The organism is Actinophytocola sp., from assembly GCF_049647105.1.
GTDB lineage: Bacteria > Actinomycetota > Actinomycetes > Mycobacteriales > Pseudonocardiaceae > Actinophytocola.
Map to the genome: position 1 here is coordinate 1 of NZ_JBARWZ010000178.1, position 17,720 is coordinate 17,720.

Sequence of the window (17,720 nt, forward strand, 5' to 3'; positions counted from 1 at the left end):
GCCGAAGCCCGCGGCGCCCGTTCGCGCGTGTGGTTACAGCTCGACGTTCGACGTCGGGTTGTTCGAGGAGACCAGTGCCGCGAGGCGGTCGCCGATCGCGAAGGTGTTGCCCGGTGACGGGTGGTCGCGTGTCGCGAGGTCGAAGGCCACCGACGCCTCGATCCTGCGCGCCGCCTCGCGCTCGCCGAGGTGGTCGAGCAGCAACGCGACCGACAGCACCGCCGCGGTCGGGTCGGCGACGCCCTGGCCCGCGATGTCCGGCGCGCTGCCGTGCACCGGCTCGAACATCGACGGGTTGCGGCGCGTGATGTCGATGTTGCCGCTCGCCGCGAGCCCGATGCCGCCGGTCACCGCGGCGACCAGGTCGGTGAGGATGTCGCCGAACAGGTTGTCGGTGACGATCACGTCGAAGCGGCCCGGGTCGGTCACCATGTGAATGGTCGCCGCGTCGACGTGCTGGTACGCGACCGTGACGTCAGGGTGCTGCAGCGACACCTCCTCGACCACCCGTGACCACAACGAACCGGCGTGGGTCAGCACGTTCGTCTTGTGCACCAGCGTGAGGTGCTTGCGCGGCCGGGCCACGGCACGCGCGAACGCGTCCCGCACCACCCGCTCGACGCCGTACGAGGTGTTGACGCTGACCTCGGTCGCGATCTCGTGCGGGGTGTCCTTGCGCAGCAGACCACCGTTGCCCGCGTACAGACCCTCCGTGCCTTCCCGGATCACGATCATGTCGATCTCACCCGGGTTGGCGAGCGGGCTCTGCACACCCGGGTACAGGCGCGCCGGACGCAGGTTCACGTGGTGGTCCAGCTCGAACCGCAGGCGCAGCAACAGGCCCCGCTCGAGGATGCCGCTCGGCACCGACGGGTCACCGACCGCGCCGAGCAGGATCGCGTCTTGCTGGCGCAGTTCGCCGAGCACCGACTCCGGGAGCAGCTCGCCGGTTGAGTGCCATCTGGTGGCACCAAGGTCGTACTTGGTGACCTCGACGTCAGGCACTACCTCGTTGAGCACCTTGAGCGCCTCGGCGATCACTTCCGGCCCGATCCCATCGCCTGGGATCACCGCGAGCCGCATGCATACCTCCCGGAGTATCGGGCTGTGACAGATTCGTGAAGGTTACCGGGAAGACGTCGGATCACCGGTGCTGGCCACCCAACCAGGTGATGTCGCACCCCGGAGATCAGCCGAAATCGATCGTGCGGACGATCGTGGCGCGCACCGTCGCGCCGATGGACTCCAGCACAGAGGGGTCGACGGGGCGGTCGACACGCAGAATCATGACCGCGTCCTCACCACCACTCGTCTGGCTGATCTGCGCGGCCTCGATGTTGATGCCGACCTTGCCGAGCAGCGTGCCGACCACACCCATGACACCGGGCCGGTCCTCGTACTCCAGCAGCAGGTTCACGCCCTCGGCACGCAGGTCGAACGACCGGCCGTGCACCTCGACGACCTTCTCCACCTCGGCGATGCCGCTGATCGTGCCGCTGACGGTGAGCGCGTCGCCGTCGGAGTAGACGGCGCGGAGCGTGACGAGGCTGCGGTGGTTGGGGCTCTCCGCCTCCTTCTCCAGCGTGACGGCGACGCCCAGCTCCTCGGCGATGCGGGTCGCGTTGACGAACGTGACCTGGTCCTCGACCACGCCGGAGAACACACCGCGCAGTGCCGCGAGCGACAGCACCGACACGTCCTCGTTCGAGAGCTCGCCACGCACCTCGATCGCCACCGACGACGGCGGCGTCGACGAGAACGCCGACAGCACCAGGCCCAGCTTCTGGGTGAGCGAAAGGTAGGGCCGGACCTCCTCGCCGACGGCACCGCCGGACGCGACGTTCACCGCGTCGGGCACGAAGTCGCCGCGCAGCGCGAGCAGCACCGACCGGGCCACGTCCGTGCCGGCCCGGTCCTGCGCCTCGGACGTCGAGGCGCCGAGGTGCGGTGTGACCACCACGTTCGGGAGCCCGAACAGCGGGCTGTCGGTGGTCGGCTCGGAGCTGAACACGTCCACACCCGCGCCGCCGATGCGGCCCTCCCGCGCGGCGTCGGCGAGCGCCTGCTCGTCGATCAGCCCACCACGCGCGGCGTTGACGATGATCGCCCCCGGCTTGACCTTGGCGAGCTGGTCGGCACCGATCAGGCCCTTGGTCTCTGGCGTCTTCGGCAGGTGGATGGAGATGAAGTCCGCGCGGGCGAGCAGCTCGTCGAGCGTGACCAGCTCGACCCCCAGCTGCCCGGCGCGGGCGGCGGACGCGTACGGATCGAAGGCGATCAGCTCGGTGCCGAACGCGGCGAGCCGCTGCGCGAACAGCTGCCCGATCTTGCCGAGGCCCACGACGCCGACGGTCTTGCCGTTGATCTCGACGCCGGAGAACTTGCTGCGCTTCCACTCGTGGGCCTGCAGCGTGGCGTGCGCGGCCGGGACCTGGCGGGCGGTGGCCAGCAGCAACGCGACCGCGTGCTCCGCGGCGGAGACGATGTTCGAGGTCGGCGCGTTGACGACGAGCACACCGCGCGTCGTGGCCGAGGGCACCTCGACGTTGTCGAGCCCGACACCAGCACGGGCGACGACCTTCAGCCTGGTGGTGGCGGCGAAGACCTCGGCGTCCACCTTCGTGGCGGAGCGGACCATGAGCGCGTCGGCACCTGCGACGGCTTCGAGGAGCGCAGGCCGGTCGGTGCCGTCGACGTGTCGGACTTCGACCTCGTCTCCGAACACGTCGAGTACCGAGGGCGCCAGCTTCTCGGCGATGAGGACAACGGGGCGAGGCTGCTGGGTCACGACGTGGGCTCCAGGATTGCGCGGCTGTTAGGGGCGCGGTTACAGCGCTGTAACCAACCGAGGGCAGTCTAGGAGGTTCGCTGAATCGTTTCTCCACCTGGTGAGCCAGGTGACAGCGCGGACAGAGCCGAATTCACTCGAACGGGGTGGATTCGTGTGGTGTGTCCGGGTCTCGTTCCAGGATGTGGGCTTTCCTGGATTTACCAGGGTTCGTCGAACTCGCCCGCTTTGGCGCCTTCCACGAAGGCGTCCCACTCCGACTCGGTGAACACCAGGACCGTGTCGTTCGGGCCGGTGAACTTCGAATTGCGCATGGCGATGTAGGTCTTGCCGTCGACGTGGGGGACGAAGGCGATCTCCACGTACTCGCCGCCCGGGTCCGCGTCCGGTTCGGCGGCTCGTTGCCACTCGGCCATGGTCAGGTCGAGTTTGCCCCGCACGTGTGCCTTGTCGTCGAAGATGGGGGCCGACTCGCGCGTGGCCGATTCGTCACTCATGGCGACCAAAGTACCCGGTGGCCACCACCAGGGCGGCCACCGGGAACCTCATCAAGCCGTTTCGGTGATCGGGCGGTCGACCCACGACATGAGGCCGCGCAGCTTCTTGCCGACCTCCTCGATCGGGTGCTGCTCGCCCTGCTCGACCAGTTTCCGGAAGTTGGGCCTGCCCGCCTCGTCCTCGCCCACCCATTCCTTCGCGAAGGTGCCGTCCTGGATCTCGCCCAGGATCTTCCTCATCTCCTCGCGCGTCGAGTCCGTGATGACCCTGGGACCTCGGGTCAGGTCGCCGAACTCGGCGGTGTCGGAGATGGAGTAGCGCATGCGAGCGATGCCGCCCTCGTACATGAGGTCGACGATCAGCTTCAGCTCGTGCAGGCACTCGAAGTAGGCGACCTCGGGGGTGTAGCCGGCGTTGACCAGCGTCTCGAAGCCGGCCTGGACCAGCGCCGTGGTGCCACCGCACAGCACGACCTGCTCGCCGAAGAGATCGGTCTCGGTCTCCTCCTTGAACGTCGTCTTGATGACGCCTGCGCGGGAACCGCCGATGCCCTTCGCGTAGGCCAGGGCCAGCGCCTGGGCCGAACCGGACGCGTCCTGCTCGACCGCGATCAGGCAGGGCACGCCCTTGCCGTCCACGAACTGGCGGCGCACGAGGTGGCCGGGGCCCTTCGGTGCGACCATCGCGACGTCCACATTGGACGGCGGGGTGATCAGGCCGTAGCGGATGTTGAAGCCGTGCCCGAAGAACAGCGCGTCGCCGTCCTTGAGGTTCGGGGCGATCTCCTCGGCGTAGATGCTCCGCTGCTTGGTGTCCGGAGCCAGGATCATGATCACGTCGGCCCACGCGGCGGCCTCGGCGACCGTCTGGACGGTCAGGCCCTCCTCCTCGGCCTTGGCCCGCGACTTCGAGCCATCGTGCAGCCCGATCCGGACCTCGACACCCGAGTCGCGCAGGGACAGCGCGTGCGCGTGGCCCTGGCTGCCGTAGCCGACGACGGCTACCCGCCGGTTCTGGATGATGGACAGGTCCGCGTCGTCGTCGTAGAAGATCTCGACAGCCATGCTGGTGTGTACTTCCTTCCTCAAAGAATCACAGAAAAACTAGCGAACGCCGGTGGCGGTGATGGAGCGCGGGCCACGGCCGATCGCGACCCGGCCGGACTGCACCATCTCCCGCACCCCGTAGGGCTCGAGCATCCGCAGGAGCGCCTCGATCTTGTCCTCTGTGCCGGTCGCCTCGACCGTCAGCGCCTCAGGGGACACGTCGACCACCTTGGCGCGGAACAACTGCACCGTCTCCAGCACCTGCGTGCGCACCGTGGCGTCCGCGCGGACCTTCACCAGCAGCAACTCACGCTGCACCGACACCTGGGGGTCGAGTTCGACGATCTTGATGACGTTCACGAGCTTGTTGAGCTGTTTGGTCACCTGTTCGAGTGGTAGCTCGTCCACCGCGACGACGATGGTCATGCGGGAGACGTCGGCGTGCTCGGTGGGGCCCACCGCGAGCGACTCGATGTTGAAGCCACGCCGGGAGAACAGGCCCGCGACACGCGCGAGGACACCCGGCTTGTTCTCGACGAGAACCGAAAGAGTATGCGTGCTCATCTGATCATCAGTCCTCGTCGAACAGCGGGCGGATGCCACGCGCTGCCATGATCTCGTCGTTGCCGGTGCCCGCGGCGACCATCGGCCATACCTGTGCGTCCTTGCCGACCACGAAGTCGACGACCACGGGGCGGTCGTTGATCTCCATCGCGCGCTGGATCACCGAATCGACGTCCTCTTTGGACTCACAGCGTAGCCCTGCGCAGCCGAGCGCCTCCGCGAGCAGGGTGAAGTCCGGGATGCGGTGCTTGTGCGTGCCGAGGTCGGTCTGCGAGTAACGCTCCGAGTAGAAGAGGTTCTGCCACTGCCGCACCATGCCAAGGTTGCCGTTGTTGATCACGGCCACCTTGATCGGCGCACCCTCGATCGCGCAGGTCGCGAGCTCCTGGTTGGTCATCTGGAAGCAGCCGTCGCCGTCGATGGCCCAGACCACCTTGTCCGGCATGCCGAACTTGGCGCCCATGGCAGCGGGCACCGCGTACCCCATGGTCCCGAGGCCGCCGGAGTTGAGCCAGGTGGCGGGGTTCTCGTACTTGATGAACTGCGCCGCCCACATCTGGTGCTGGCCGACGCCAGCCGTGTAGATGGCCTCGGGGCCGGCGATCCTGCCGATGCGTTCGATGACGTACTGCGGGGACAGCGCGCCGTCGTCCGGCCAGTCGTAGCCGAGCGGGAACGTGTCCCGCCACGAGTCGAGCTGCTGCCACCACTTGGCGAGGTCGGCCTGCTGCCCGCCGTCGGCCAGCTCCGTGCGCACCGCGGCGATCAGCTCGGCGATGATCTCCTTGCAGTCACCCACGATGGGCACGTCCGCGCGGCGGTTCTTGGAGATCTCCGCCGGGTCGATGTCGGCGTGCACGATCTGCGCGTCCGGCGCGAACGTCGAGAGCTGGCCCGTCACCCGGTCGTCGAACCGGGCGCCCAGCGCGATGAGCAGGTCGGACCGCTGCATGGCGGCCACCGCGGCGACCGCGCCGTGCATGCCGGGCATGCCGAGGTGCTGGCGGTGCGAGTCGGGGAACGCGCCCTTGGCCATCAGCGTCGTGACCACGGGGATGCCGGTCAGCTCGGCCAGCTCGGCCAGCTCCGCCGACGCCTGCGCCTTCAGCACGCCGCCGCCGACGTAGAACACCGGCCGCTTCGCCGCGGTGATCAGCTTCGCCGCCTCACGCACCTGCTTGCCGTGCGGCCGTGTCGTCGGCTTGTAGCCGGGCAGCCGCATCTCGGGCGGCCAGGAGAACGAGGTCATCTCCTGCAGCACGTCCTTGGGGATGTCCACGAGCACCGGGCCGGGCCGGCCGGTGCTCGCGATGTGGAACGCCTCCGCGATCGTCCTCGGGATGTCCACGGGTTCGGTCACGAGGAAGTTGTGCTTGGTGACGGGCAGCGTGATGCCGCAGATGTCCGCTTCCTGGAACGCGTCGGTGCCGATGAGGGCCCTGGTCTGCTGGCCGGTGATCGCGACGATCGGGACGGAGTCCATGTTCGCGTCGGCAAGCGGCGTGACGAGGTTCGTGGCGCCGGGACCCGACGTGGCCATGCACACACCGACCTTGCCGGTGGCCTGCGCGTACCCGGTGGCGGCGTGGCCCGCGCCCTGCTCGTGCCGGACGAGGACGTGCCGGACCTTCGTCGAGTCCAGCAGCGGGTCGTAGGCGGGCAGGATGGTGCCCCCCGGAATGCCGAACACCACCTCGACGCCTACCGCCTCGAGCGACCGGACAAGCGACTGGGCGCCCGTCACGCGGACCGGGGTGCCGGTCGGCGGGGCTGGTTTGGGTCGGGGGCCCGCGGGACGGGGCCCGGGGGTGGCGGCGGCCTGGGTGGGCCGCTGTGTCGCGCTGGTCATCGGCTTCAGCCTCTTGTCGGGGTTTCTACCAGGCTCTCAGAGGTGCCTCACACACGAAAAAACCCCCGTCGACCACGATGGGTCGTACGAGGGTCGCGCGTTCGACGCAGCTGGCTTCCTCAGCGTCGAACGCGCTGAGGAAGTACGAGACCGGTCTTCTGGGGCACGCTGGAGACGTTAGTGCGGTCGGCCTAGGGCGTCAACTCTGCGGGATCGTGATCTCGGATGGTGGACCCGCACCGGTCCCGGCGCAGGCGACCCGGCGTGGCACCATGTAACCGTGACCGTTCCCCAGCTGCCGTCACGGCTCGTGTTCAAGATCCCGTCCACGGCCGTGCTGGGTGCGCTGCTGTTCGCCATTACCGCCACCCCGTTCGCGTGGGCCGCGCCCGGTCTGTACGTCATCTACGTGATCCCGGTCGTCGCCATCGCGTGGATCCTGCGCGTCCGCACCGTCGCGGACGGCACCCGGCTCGTGGCGCGGACCCTGTTCGGCAGGCACGTGCTGCCGTGGTCGGACGTGCGTGCGCTGAAGGTGTCCGAACGGTCCTGGGTACGTGCCGTCGACGAGGCAGGGAAAGAACTCCCGCTGCCCAACGTGCGCACCCGCCACCTCCCCGCCCTTTCGCTGATCAGCGGCGGGCGGCTGGACGATCCCACCGAGGCCCCGGCGCGGGCTCCCCAGGAGTCCGGGAACGACGAGCCCCGGGAAGAAGCCAAGGCTGAATAGAAGTTGGAGGAGCCGTGCCTGAGCTCCGTTCCCGCGTCACCACCCACGGCCGCAACGCGGCAGGCGCCAGGGCGCTGTGGCGTGCCACCGGCATGACCGACAGTGACTTCGGTAAGCCGATCGTGGCCATCGCGAACTCGTACACGCAGTTCGTGCCCGGCCACGTGCACCTGCGCGACCTCGGCGACATCGTGGCCGAGGCGGTGGGGGCGGCGGGTGGCACCGCACGCGAGTTCCACACGATCGCGGTCGACGACGGCATCGCCATGGGCCACGGCGGGATGCTGTACTCCCTGCCCTCCCGGGAGATCATCGCGGACGCGGTCGAGTACATGGTCAACGGCCACGCCGCGGACGCGCTCGTGTGCATCTCCAACTGCGACAAGATCACGCCGGGCATGCTGAACGCGGCCATGCGGCTGAACATCCCGACGGTGTTCGTGTCGGGCGGGCCGATGGAGGCGGGCAAGGCGGTCGTCGTCGACGGCGTCGCGCACCCCTCCTCCGACCTGATCACCGCGATCTCGGCGTCGGCGAACGACAGGGTCGACGAGCTCGGCCTGGCCGCTGTCGAGCAGTCAGCGTGCCCGACCTGCGGGTCGTGCTCCGGCATGTTCACCGCCAACTCCATGAACTGCCTGACCGAGGCGCTGGGGCTCGCGCTGCCGGGCAACGGGTCGACGCTGGCCACGCACGAGTCGCGCCGCGCGCTGTTCGAGCGGGCCGGGACGACGGTGATGGCGCTGGCGAAGCGGTACTACGGCGAGGACGACCACTCGGTGCTGCCGCGCTCGATCGCGACGCGCGCGGCGTTCGAGAACGCGATGGCGCTCGACATGGCGATGGGCGGGTCCACCAACACGGTGCTGCACATCCTCGCCGCCGCCCGCGAGGGCGAGATCGACTTCACGCTCGCCGACATCGACGCGATCTCCCGGCGCGTGCCGTGCCTGTCGAAGGTGTCGCCGAACTCGGACTACCACATGGAGGACGTGCACCGGGCGGGCGGAATCCCGGCGATCCTCGGTGAGCTGTGGCGGGGCGGGAAGCTGAACGAGGGCGTGCACACGATCCACTCGCCGTCCATGTCCCAGTGGCTGGGTGAGTGGGACATCCGCGCGGAGTCGCCGTCCGAGGAGGCCGTCGAGCTGTACCACGCGGCGCCGGGCGGGGTGCGCACCACGAAGGCGTTCTCCACGGCGAACCGCTGGAAGTCGCTGGACACGGACGCGGCCGGTGGTTGCATCCGGGACGTCGAGCACGCCTACACGGTCGAGGGCGGCCTCGCGGTGCTGCGCGGCAACCTGGCCGAGGACGGCGCGATCATCAAGGCCGCCGGGATCGACGAGGAGCTGTTCCGGTTCGAGGGACCCGCGCGGGTCGTCGAGAGCCAGGAGCAGGCGGTGTCGGCGATCCTGGGCAAGCAGATCCAGCCCGGCGAGGTCCTGGTCGTGCGGTACGAGGGTCCCGCGGGCGGGCCGGGCATGCAGGAGATGCTGCACCCGACCGCGTTCCTGAAGGGCGCCGGTCTCGGCAAGAAGTGCGCGCTGATCACCGACGGACGGTTCTCCGGCGGGTCGTCCGGCCTCTCGGTGGGCCACATCTCGCCGGAGGCGGCGGGCGGCGGCACGATCGGCCTGGTCGAGAACGGCGACCGCATCCTGATCGACGTGCACGAGCGGCGCCTCGAACTGCTGGTCGACCCCCAGCTCCTGGCCGACCGCCGCGCGAAGATGGAGTCGAGCGAGCGGCCATGGCAGCCCGTCGACCGGCAGCGACCGGTCACCGCGGCACTGCGCGCCTACGCCCGACTGACGACGGACGCCTCCCAGGGCGCCGTCCGCGACGTCAACCGCTGAGGCCTCCGGCCCCCGGATTCGACGCTACGGCACACCACCGACACTTCGGCGCCCCGAGGACGCAAGCCCGCCACAAGCACAAAGGGGCTCCCTGCCATCCCGGAGACCGCCCACATGACGGGCGTCAGCGGTGGCACTTCCGGTGGCCGGGTGCAAGCGCCTCGGTGCGTATCTCACGATGCGGATGGCAGTGGACCACCTCGTGGACACATGGCACTCTGAGGTCATGTCCGCTGTTACCGAACTTCTCCTCGTGGCACGTCGCCACGTGGACTTCGTTCGGGTTTCCAGCGCGATGTGCCGGCGGTAACCCGCCGCCGCGTTTGCTATTCGTACGCCGGTGCTCGGGTGCGCCGGCGTCTTCCCGAGCGTCGGTGCGCATGAGCGCCCAGACCCTCGGAGGTCGGACGAGTGTCGTCAACTCCCACCACGAAACGCCAGAAGCGCGGTGAGGGGCAGTGGGCGCTCGGTTATCGCGAGCCGCTGAACCCCAACGAGCGCAGCAAGAAGGACGACAACCCGCTCAACGTCCGCGCTCGCATCGAGAACATCTACGCCCACACCGGGTTCGCCGGCATCGACCCCGCCGACCTGCGCGGCCGGTTCCGCTGGTTCGGCCTCTACACCCAGCGCAAGCCCGGCATCGACGGCGGCCGCACGGCCACGCTCGAGCCGGAGGAGCTGGACGACGAGTTCTTCATGCTGCGCGTCCGCATCGACGGCGGTGCGGTCACGACCGACCAGCTGCGGGTCATCGGTGAGGTGTCGCGGGACTACGCACGGGACACCGCCGACATCACCGACCGGCAGAACATCCAGTACCACTGGATCCGCGTCGAGGACATGCCGGTGATCTGGCAGAAGCTGGAGGACGCGGGCCTCACCACCATGGAGGCGTGCGGCGACAGCCCCCGCGTGATCCTCGGCTCACCCGTCGCGGGCATCGCCAAGGACGAGGTGATCGACGGCACACCCGCGATCGACGAGATCAAGCGCCGCTACATCGGCGACAAGGCGTTCGCCAACCTGCCGCGCAAGTTCAAGACGGCGATCTCCGGCCTGCCTGACGTGGCGCACGAGGTGCACGACATCGCGTTCGTCGGCGTCCACCACCCCGAGCACGGCCCCGGCTTCGACCTGTGGGTCGGCGGTGGCCTGTCCACCAACCCGATGATCGGCCAGCGGCTCGGCACGTGGATCCCGCTCGACGACGTGCCGGACGTGTGGGCGGGTGTGATCAGCATCTTCCGCGACTACGGCTACCGGCGCCTGCGCCACCGCGCCCGCATCAAGTTCCTCGTCAAGGACTGGGGCGCCGCGAAGTTCCGTGAGGTGCTGGAGACCGAGTACCTGAAGCGGCAGCTGCACGACGGACCCGCACCCGAGGTGCCGGAGATCCCCCACGACCACATCGGCGTGCACCAGCAGAAGGACGGCGACTTCTACCTCGGTGCGGCACCCATCGCGGGCCGGGTGTCCGGCAGCACGCTCCTCGCGGTCGCCGCCGCCGCGGAGAAGGCCGGCTCGCACCGCGTGCGGTTCACGCCGCTGCAGAAGCTGATCGTGCTCGACGTCGCGCGCTCCGATGTGGACGGACTGAAGACCGCACTCGCCGGGCTGGGCCTGCAGACCGACCCATCGCCGTGGCGGCGCGGCGTGATGGCGTGCACCGGCCTCGAGTTCTGCAAGCTCGCGATCGTCGAGACCAAGGCCCGCGCGGTGGACCTGGTGAGCAGGCTGGAGGACCGGCTCAAGGACATCACCGCCGACGTGACCACGCCGATCAGCGTGCACATCAACGGCTGCCCCAACTCCTGCGCCCGCATCCAGACCGCGGACATCGGGTTGAAGGGCCAGATCGTCGCCGACGACGACGGCAACCAGGTCGAGGGCTTCCAGGTGCACCTCGGCGGCGGGCTCGGCCTCGACGCCGGGTTCGGCCGCAAGCTGCGCGGCCACAAGGTGACCGCCGACGAACTGTCGGACTACGTGGAGCGCGTCGTGCGCAACTACGTTGCCGACCGCAAACCGGACGAGCGCTTCCCCCAGTGGGTCGCGCGGGCCGACGATGCGGACCTGAAATGACCGAACGAGCGACTCCCTTCTACTGCCCCTACTGCGGCGACGAGGACCTGCGCCCGCAGGAGGAACCCCACGCGGCGTGGCTGTGCACCGGTTGCCGCCGCGTGTTCACCGTCAAGTTCGTGGGACTCAACCTTGCGAAGGAAGAGGTGACCCGGTGACCACCACGACCGACTTCAAGAAGGTCGCGGAGCAGGCACAGGAGGAACTCGCCGACGCGACCGCGGCGGAGGCCCTCGCGTGGACCGCGAAGACGTTCGGCGACGACTTCATCGTCGCGTCGAACATGCAGGACGCGGTGCTCATCGACCTGGCGGTCAAGGCGAAACCGGACAGCCTCGAGACCATCGACGTGCTGTTCCTGGAGACCGGCTACCACTTCGCCGAGACCATCGGCACCCGCGACGCGGTCGAGCTGACCTATCCGGCGGTCCGGATCGTCAACGCGGAGGCCGGGCAGCCGGTCGCCGACCAGGAGGCCGAGTTCGGGCTGCTGAACAAGACCGACCCGGCCCAGTGCTGCTTCCTGCGCAAGGTGGTGCCGCTGCGGAACACCCTCGCCAAATACCACGCGTGGGTCACCGGCGTGCGCCGCGTCGACGCGCCGACCCGCGCGGACACGCCGATCGTGCAGTGGGACGACCGCAACGGGCTCGTGAAGATCAACCCGATCGCGGCGTGGACCGACGACGAGTTCAACGGCTACATCGCCGCCAACGGCATCCTCGAGAACCCGCTCGTGAGCGAGGGTTACCTGTCGATCGGCTGCGCGCCGTGCACCGCGAAACCGCTGCCGGGCCAGGATGCCCGCAGCGGCCGCTGGGCAGGTCTCGCCAAGACCGAGTGCGGGCTGCACGGATGAACGAGACACTGACGCCGACGGTCGAGTCCCTTGATGCGCTTGGGCGCCTCGAGTCCGAGGCGATCCACATCATGCGCGAGGTCGCGGGTGAGTTCGACCGGCCGGTGATCCTGTTCTCCGGCGGCAAGGACTCCACGCTGCTGCTGCACCTCGCGGTCAAGGCGTTCTGGCCGGCGCCGGTGCCGTTCCCGCTGCTGCACGTGGACACCGGCCACAACTTCGGCGAGGTCATCGACTTCCGCGACCGCGTGGTCGAGCGGTACGGCCTTCGCCTTGTGGTCGCGAAGGTGCAGGACTGGATCGACGACGGCAGGCTAACCGAACGGCCCGACGGCACCCGCAACCCGCTGCAGACCGTGCCGCTGCTGGACAGCATCACGGAGAACAAGTTCGACGCGGTGTTCGGCGGTGGGCGCCGCGACGAGGAGCGGGCCCGCGCGAAGGAGCGGATCTTCAGCCTCCGCAACGCGTTCGGCCAGTGGGAGCCGCGCAGGCAGCGCCCAGAGCTGTGGAACCTGTACAACGGACGGCACCGGCCCGGCGAGCACGTCCGGGTGTTCCCGCTGTCGAACTGGACCGAGCTGGACGTGTGGCGCTACATCCAGCGGGAGAACATCGAGCTGCCGTCGATCTACTACGCCCACGAGCGCGAGGTCTACCAGCGCGACGGCATGTGGCTCGCCGAGGGCCCGTGGGGCGGCCCGCGTGCCGGGGAGACCATGGTGCGCAAGACGATCCGCTACCGCACGGTCGGCGACGGCTCGTGCACCGGCGCCGTCGAGTCGGTGGCCACCACCCTCGACGAGGTGATCGCCGAGGTGGGGGCGAGCAGGCTCACCGAACGCGGCGCGACCCGCGCCGACGACCGCCTTTCCGAGGCCGCCATGGAAGACCGCAAGCGGGAAGGCTACTTCTGATGAGCGACCTTTTGCGGCTCGCCACTGCCGGGAGCGTCGACGACGGCAAGTCCACGCTTGTCGGCCGCCTGCTCTACGACACCAAGTCCGTGCTGGCCGACACCCTCGAGGCGGTGCACCGCGCGAGTGTCGACAAGGGACTGTCCACACCGGACTTGTCGCTGCTGGTGGACGGCCTGCGTTCCGAGCGTGAGCAGGGCATCACGATCGACGTGGCGTACCGCTACTTCGCCACCGACAAGCGGACGTTCGTGCTCGCCGACACCCCCGGCCACGTCCAGTACACCCGCAACACGGTCACCGGTGCGTCCACCGCCGAGCTCGCGATCCTGCTCGTCGACGCGCGCAAGGGCGTGCTCGAGCAGACCCGCCGCCACGCGGCGGTACTCGCCCTGCTCGGCGTGCCCCGGCTCGTGCTGGCGGTCAACAAGATCGACCTCGTGGACTACGACGAGGGCACGTTCCAGATGATCGCCAAGGAGTTCACGGCACACGCGACGTCGCTCGGCTACCCAACCGGGGCGGTACTGGCGATCCCGGTGTCCGCACTGCGCGGCGACAACGTGGTCGAGCACTCGCCGCACACGCCGTGGTACGCGGGCCCGACGCTGCTGGACCACCTGGAGACGGTGCCGGTCGAGCCGGACCCGCACGAGGCGCCGTTCCGCTTCCCCGTGCAGTACGTGATCCGGCCGCGCACCCAGGAACACCCCGACTACCGGGGCTACGCGGGTCAGGTCGCGGCCGGCACGGTCCGCCCCGGTGACGAGGTCGTCGTGCTCCCCTCGGGAGTGCGGACCACGGTCGTGCGCGTCGACACCCCGGACGGCGAACTCCCGGAGGCGGTCGCCGGCCGTTCGGTGACGCTGCTGCTCGCCGACGACCTCGACATCTCGCGCGGCGACGTGATCGCGGCCGCGGCGAACGCACCCGAGCTGACCGACGAGCTGTCGGCGACGCTCGCGTGGCTCGCGGACAAACCGTTGCAGCCCAATGCGAGGGTCCTTGTCAAGTCCGGTGCCAGGACTGTCCAGGCTGTGGTCACCGAGTTGCGCACACGCTTCGACGAGCAGAAGCTGTCGACCCACGACCATCCGGAAACGTTGACACTGAACGAGATCGGCCAGGTAACGCTGCACACCGCAGAGCCGCTGCCGGTCGACCACTACTCCAGCCGCGGCCGGACCGGCGCCTTCCTGGTGATCGACCCGGCCGACGGCACCACGCTCGCAGCGGGATTGGTCGGGGCCCCGCTTCCCTTACTCGACAAGAACTAGAAAGGCCCGAACCTGTGCGAACCCGGACTCGGCTTCTCACCGCAACGATCGCCGTGCTGTCACTGCTGGCCACCGCGTGTTCGCGCGCGGACGAAGGCGGCGGCGACGACAACGACGCCGCGGCACAGGACAAGGGGGCGGCGGCGGAGCTGCGGCTCGGCTACTTCCCGAACGTCACGCACGCACCCGCGCTGATCGGCCTGGAGAAGGGCCTGTTCGAGAAGGAGCTGGGTGACACCAAGCTGACCCGCCAGGAGTTCAACGCGGGCCCGAACGAGGTGTCCGCGCTGCTCGGCGGTTCGCTCGACATCGGGTTCATCGGGTCGGGGCCCGCGATCAACGCCTACGCGAAGTCCAAAGGCGAGGCCGTGCGGCTCATCTCCGGCGTCACCTCAGGCGGCGCGCAGCTCGTGGTGGCGCCGGGCATCACCAAGCCCGAGGACCTCGCTGGCAAGACCGTGGTGACCCCCCAGCTCGGCAACACGCAGGACGTGGCGCTCAAGAAGTGGCTGGCGGACAACGACCTGACCGGCAAGGTCGAGGTCACGAACATGGAGAACGCGCAGACGCTCGACGCGTTCCGCGGCGGACAGGTGCAGGCCGCGTGGCTGCCGGAGCCGTGGTCGTCGCGGCTGGTGCTGGACGCGGGCGCGACCGTGCTGCTGGACGAGAAGGAGCTGTGGCCGGACGGCCGGTTCCCGACCACCGTCGTGATCGTGCGGACCCAGTTCCTCAACGAGCACCCCGAGACCGTGCGCGCGTTCCTGCGCGGGCTGGTCTCCTCGATCGACTTCGCCAACGAGAACGAGGCGGACGCGCAGACCGCGGTCAACACGCAGCTCGAGGCGCTGACCGGCAAGGCGCTCAAGCCCGAGGTGATCGAGCGGGCCTGGTCGAACATCTCGCTCACGTTCGACCCGATCGCCGGTCAGTTCAAGCAGCTCGCGCAGGACCAGGTCACCGCGGGCATCGCGGAGCAGGCGCCCGACGTGGCCGGTTTCGCGGACCTGACCGAGCTGAACGCAGCGCTCAAGGAAGCAGGCAAGCCCGCGGTCGACGCGGGTGGCCTGGACAAGAAGTAGTAGGAGAGGCGAAACACCATGACCGCGATGCTCGATCTGGGTGTGCGGACCGGCCACGCTGTGCGCCTTTCCGGTGTTGGCAAGACGTTCGGGCAGGGCAAGCGTGCCGTCACCGCGCTCGACGGCGTGGACCTCGAGGTCGCGCCCGGCGAGTTCGTGTGCCTGCTCGGCGCGTCCGGGTGCGGCAAGACGACCGTGCTGAACCTGGTGGCGAGCCTGGACGCGCCGACGGCGGGGACGATCGAGCTGAACACCTCGCGGCCCGCGGTCATGTTCCAGGAGGCCGCGCTGATGCCGTGGCTGACCGCCTCCCGCAACGTGGAGCTGCCGCTGCGGCTCGCCGGCGTGAAGCGTGCCGACCGGCGCGCCCGCGCCGGCGAGCTGCTGGACCTCGTACGCCTGGCCGGGGTCGGCGACAAGCGGCCGCACGAGCTGTCCGGCGGCATGCGCCAGCGTGTGGCGCTGGCGCGTGCGCTGGCGTCCGCTGTTGACGGTGACGAGAACTCGTTGCTGCTCATGGACGAGCCGTTCTCCGCGCTCGACGCCATCACCCGGGACGTGCTCCAGTCCGAGCTGCTGCGGATCTGGCGCGCCACCGAGACCGCGGTCCTGTTCGTCACCCACGACGTGCGCGAGGCGGTACGGCTCGGGCAGCGCGTGGTGCTGCTGTCGTCGCGACCTGGGCGCGTCGTGCAGGAGTGGCACGTGAACGACCTGAACCCGGCCGCGCAGGCAACGGTCGTCGACGAGATCAACAGCCGCCTGCACGAGGTGATCAGCAGCCATGCCTGAGGGCACCGCCCCCGGCACCGACGTCGACACCGTCGACGAGGACACCGCGACCGTCGGGGCAGGCCTCGACGCGCTCGACACCCCCACGGCGGCGGACACCCGCGGCCGCACCCGCCGGATCCTCGGCCAGGTGCTGCCACCGGTGGTCGCGCTGGTCGCGGTCATCGCGATCTGGCAGGTGCTGTGGGCGGCCGCGTTCTGGCCGGAGTACCAGCTCCCCGCACCCGCGGACGTAGGCGCGCAGATCTGGGACCGCGTGCTGAACGGGGAGATCTTCGGGTTCCTGTGGATTTCCGTGCACCGCGCGGTGATCGGGTTCCTGGTCGCGGTCGTCGCCGCCATCCCGCTCGGGTTGCTGATCGCGAACTTCTCACTGGTGCGGCGCGCGATCGGGCCGATCGTGTCCGGCCTGCAGAGCCTGCCGTCGGTGGCGTGGGTGCCGGCGGCGGTGCTGTGGTTCGGGCTGACCGACGCGTCGATCTACTTCGTGGTGCTGCTGGGCGCGGTCCCGTCGATCGCGAACGGGCTCGTGTCCGGCATGGACCAGATCCCGCCGATCCTCCCCCGCGTCGGCAAGGTGCTCGGCGCGGGCCGTCTGGCGTCGGCACGGCACATCCTGCTGCCCGCGGCACTGCCCGGTTTCCTCGGCGGGCTCAAGCAGGGCTGGGCGTTCTCGTGGCGGTCGCTGATGGCCGCGGAGCTGATCGCGACCTCCCCGCAGCTCGGTGTCGGGCTCGGGCAGTTCCTGCACAACGGGATGTCGCTGTCGGACATGTCGATGGTGATGGCCGCGATCACGCTGATCCTGTTCGTCGGCATCGGCATCGAGCTGCTGGTGTTCCGCCCGCTCGAGCGGTCCGTGCTGCGGGCCCGCGGCCTGACCGGGGCCTACTAGATGGCGCCGCCGCTCGTCGCCGTCGCGCACGGCAGCCGCGACCCGCGGTCCGCCGCGACGATCGCCGCGCTGCTGGACGTGCTGCGCGACGCCGAACCCGGTCTCGATGTCCGCGCCGCGTTCCTCGACCTGTCCGCGCCTCGGTTGCCGGACGTGCTCTCCGCGCTCGCGGCGCAGGGGCACCGCGACGCGGTGATCGTGCCGCTGCTGCTCGGGTCCGCGTTCCACGCGCGGGTCGACCTGCCCGCGCTGGTCGCGGAGGCGCACGCCCGGTTCCCCCGGCTGTCGGTGTCGGTTTCGGACGTGCTCGGCCCGGACGACCGGCTCCCCGAGCTGGCCCTTCGCCGCCTGACCGAGGCGGGCGCGCGGCTGTCCGACCCGTCGCTCGGCATCGTGCTGGCCGGCGCGGGGTCCTCGCACGCACCGGCGAACGCGGCCGTGGCACGGGTGGCCGCGTCGTGGGCCCGCCGGTTCCCGGT

At 69.6% G+C, this 17,720-nt stretch carries 18 protein-coding genes; 12 read left to right on the top strand and 6 right to left on the bottom strand.

All coding sequences use genetic code 11. The annotated features are described in order from the left end of the window. Window positions 1–33: 33 nt before the first annotated feature. From WBA97_RS21760 to WBA97_RS21785, 6 genes are all read right to left on the bottom strand, one after another. Window positions 34–1,083: a 3-isopropylmalate dehydrogenase gene (locus tag WBA97_RS21760; RefSeq protein WP_424232730.1), complete on the bottom strand. Its 1,050-nt coding sequence runs from the start codon at window positions 1,081–1,083 to the stop codon at window positions 34–36. Between the two features lie 106 nt (window positions 1,084–1,189). Beyond that, on the bottom strand, window positions 1,190–2,788 hold the full coding sequence (serA, locus tag WBA97_RS21765; protein ID WP_424232731.1) for a phosphoglycerate dehydrogenase: 1,599 nt from the start codon (window positions 2,786–2,788) through the stop codon (window positions 1,190–1,192). A gap of 200 nt (window positions 2,789–2,988) precedes the next feature. Then, entirely contained in the window at window positions 2,989–3,285 is a 297-nt protein-coding gene (locus WBA97_RS21770) for a DUF397 domain-containing protein (protein ID WP_424232732.1), read from the bottom strand. Window positions 3,286–3,336: 51 nt separating this feature from the next. After that, entirely contained in the window at window positions 3,337–4,350 is a 1,014-nt protein-coding gene (gene ilvC, locus WBA97_RS21775; RefSeq protein WP_424232733.1) for a ketol-acid reductoisomerase, read from the bottom strand. A 39-nt stretch (window positions 4,351–4,389) separates the two neighbouring features. Continuing rightward, complete coding sequence (gene ilvN / locus WBA97_RS21780) at window positions 4,390–4,896, bottom strand: acetolactate synthase small subunit (protein WP_424232734.1); 507 nt, start codon at window positions 4,894–4,896, stop codon at window positions 4,390–4,392. Window positions 4,897–4,903: 7 nt separating this feature from the next. Then, on the bottom strand, window positions 4,904–6,745 hold the full coding sequence (locus WBA97_RS21785) for an acetolactate synthase large subunit (protein WP_424232735.1): 1,842 nt from the start codon (window positions 6,743–6,745) through the stop codon (window positions 4,904–4,906). Window positions 6,746–7,025: 280 nt separating this feature from the next. On the opposite strand from WBA97_RS21785, the gene WBA97_RS21790 reads away from it, so the two are divergent. From WBA97_RS21790 to WBA97_RS21845, 12 genes are all read left to right on the top strand, one after another. Further along, a complete protein-coding gene (locus WBA97_RS21790; protein WP_424232736.1) occupies window positions 7,026–7,475 on the top strand; it encodes a PH domain-containing protein in 450 nt (149 codons plus the stop codon). Window positions 7,476–7,489: 14 nt separating this feature from the next. Beyond that, window positions 7,490–9,334, top strand: a complete 1,845-nt coding sequence (gene ilvD, locus WBA97_RS21795; protein ID WP_424232737.1) for a dihydroxy-acid dehydratase — start codon at window positions 7,490–7,492, stop codon at window positions 9,332–9,334. A gap of 226 nt (window positions 9,335–9,560) precedes the next feature. Beyond that, a complete protein-coding gene (locus tag WBA97_RS21800) occupies window positions 9,561–9,644 on the top strand; it encodes a putative leader peptide (RefSeq protein WP_404800468.1) in 84 nt (27 codons plus the stop codon). Between the two features lie 101 nt (window positions 9,645–9,745). Continuing rightward, window positions 9,746–11,419, top strand: a complete 1,674-nt coding sequence (locus tag WBA97_RS21805; protein WP_424232738.1) for a nitrite/sulfite reductase — start codon at window positions 9,746–9,748, stop codon at window positions 11,417–11,419. After that, window positions 11,416–11,577, top strand: coding sequence for an Insertion element protein (locus WBA97_RS21810; protein ID WP_424232739.1), 162 nt, complete (start codon window positions 11,416–11,418; stop codon window positions 11,575–11,577). Before WBA97_RS21805 ends, WBA97_RS21810 begins: the two co-directional genes overlap by 4 nt. Further along, window positions 11,574–12,278 (top strand): phosphoadenylyl-sulfate reductase, encoded by a 705-nt coding sequence (locus WBA97_RS21815; RefSeq protein WP_424232740.1) that lies wholly within the window; start codon window positions 11,574–11,576, stop codon window positions 12,276–12,278. Before WBA97_RS21810 ends, WBA97_RS21815 begins: the two co-directional genes overlap by 4 nt. Further along, window positions 12,275–13,195, top strand: coding sequence for a sulfate adenylyltransferase subunit CysD (cysD, locus tag WBA97_RS21820; RefSeq protein WP_424232741.1), 921 nt, complete (start codon window positions 12,275–12,277; stop codon window positions 13,193–13,195). The genes WBA97_RS21815 and cysD overlap by 4 nt, the downstream gene beginning before the upstream one ends. Then, window positions 13,195–14,472 (top strand): sulfate adenylyltransferase subunit 1, encoded by a 1,278-nt coding sequence (locus tag WBA97_RS21825; RefSeq protein ID WP_424232742.1) that lies wholly within the window; start codon window positions 13,195–13,197, stop codon window positions 14,470–14,472. The genes cysD and WBA97_RS21825 overlap by 1 nt, the downstream gene beginning before the upstream one ends. 53 nt (window positions 14,473–14,525) lie before the next feature. After that, window positions 14,526–15,554 (top strand): ABC transporter substrate-binding protein, encoded by a 1,029-nt coding sequence (locus tag WBA97_RS21830; protein WP_424232743.1) that lies wholly within the window; start codon window positions 14,526–14,528, stop codon window positions 15,552–15,554. A gap of 18 nt (window positions 15,555–15,572) precedes the next feature. Then, on the top strand, window positions 15,573–16,346 hold the full coding sequence (locus WBA97_RS21835) for an ABC transporter ATP-binding protein (protein ID WP_424232744.1): 774 nt from the start codon (window positions 15,573–15,575) through the stop codon (window positions 16,344–16,346). Continuing rightward, on the top strand, window positions 16,339–17,241 hold the full coding sequence (locus WBA97_RS21840) for an ABC transporter permease (protein WP_424232745.1): 903 nt from the start codon (window positions 16,339–16,341) through the stop codon (window positions 17,239–17,241). Before WBA97_RS21835 ends, WBA97_RS21840 begins: the two co-directional genes overlap by 8 nt. Continuing rightward, a partial coding sequence (locus WBA97_RS21845) for a sirohydrochlorin chelatase (RefSeq protein ID WP_424232746.1) occupies window positions 17,242–17,720 on the top strand: 479 nt, incomplete at its 3' end.